The sequence below is a fragment of the Micromonospora sp. S4605 genome, assembly GCF_003176715.1.
Lineage (GTDB): Bacteria > Actinomycetota > Actinomycetes > Mycobacteriales > Micromonosporaceae > Micromonospora > Micromonospora echinaurantiaca.
Map to the genome: position 1 here is coordinate 1 of NZ_QGSW01000032.1, position 1,301 is coordinate 1,301.

Here is a 1,301-nt window from a genome sequence, read left to right on the forward strand (position 1 = left end):
TGGGCTTCCCCCTGAGATGTGGACACCCTGAGACTGGATGTTGGTCCAGAGGAAGGGGTGTCCCCGTTGGGGCGTCCATCGAAGTACACGGAAGAGTTCCGGCGTGACGCGGTTGACCTGGTCCGTTCGTCGCAGCGGCCTATCAACCAGGTGGCGCGTGAGCTGGGGATGAGTCACGAGACGCTGCGGAATTGGGTCCGCGCCGCCGATCGCCAGACCAAGGCCGCCGAGCCCGTCTCGGGTGGGGACGGGTTGTCGGTGGCCGACAAGGATGCCGAGATCGCCCGCCTGCGGCGTGAGAACGCGGAGTTGCGGCAGGAGAAGGAGATCCTGCGCAAGGCAGCCGCCTATTTCGCGAAGGAGATGGATCGGTGACCAGCCGCTTCCGGTTCATCTCCGCCCACCGTGCCGCGTTCGGCGTCAAGCGGCTGTGCCGGGTCTTGGCGGTGTCCCGCTCCGGGTTCTACCGCTGGACGGCAAGCGAGCCGGCCCGGCAGGCTCGCGCCGCCGACGAGGATGCCCTCGCCGAGCAGATCACCAGGATTCACGCCGACTCCGGTGGCACCTACGGATCCCCTCGGGTGACCGTCGAGCTGCACGAGCGGGGTGTGCGGGTCAACCGCAAACGGGTCGAGCGGATCATGCGGCAACGGGATGTCGTGGGTCGGCACCTGCGCCGCCGCAAGCGGACCACGATCCCGGATCCTGCCGTCCCGCCGGCGCCGGACCTGATCGGCCGGGACTTCACCGCCACCGCACCGGACCAGCGGTGGTGCGGCGACATCACCTACCTGCGCGTCGGTGCCGGCTGGTTGTATCTGGCCACGGTCATCGACATCGCCACCCGACGGCTGATCGGCTGGTCGATCAACATCCACATGCGCACCGGCCTGGTCATCGACGCCCTGGACGCCGCGGTCGCCGCCCGCGGCGGCCGGGTCGACGGCGTGATCTTCCACTCGGACAGGGGCGCCCAATACGGCAGCGGCGCCTTCGCCGACGCCTGCCAACGAAACGGCATCCGCCGCTCGATGGGGCGCACCGGCTCGTCGTATGACAACGCCCTGGCCGAGGCGTTCTTCGCCACCCTCAAACGCGAACTCGACGTCGACCACCGACGGTGGACCACCGAGGCCGACGCCCGCCGCGACGTGTTCCGCTGGATCGCCTTCTACAACCACCGACGCCGCCACTCCGCACTCGGCTACCTCAGCCCCGCCAACTACGAACAAACCCTGCAACCGACTACGCTGCACCAGATCGCGGCATAACCCGGTGTCCACATCCCGGGGGGAACCTCA

The 1,301-nt window shown here is 68.6% G+C and carries 1 protein-coding gene; it reads left to right on the forward strand.

All coding sequences use genetic code 11. The features are described 5' to 3' along the window. Positions 1-66 precede the first annotated feature (66 nt). Positions 67-1,271, forward strand: a protein-coding gene (locus DLJ47_RS01065; RefSeq protein ID WP_446723518.1) for an IS3 family transposase whose coding sequence is annotated in 2 segments (ribosomal slippage) — positions 67-298 and positions 298-1,271 — 1,206 coding nt in all. Because the reading frame shifts where the segments join, the coding sequence is not laid out codon by codon here. Positions 1,272-1,301 lie beyond the last annotated feature (30 nt).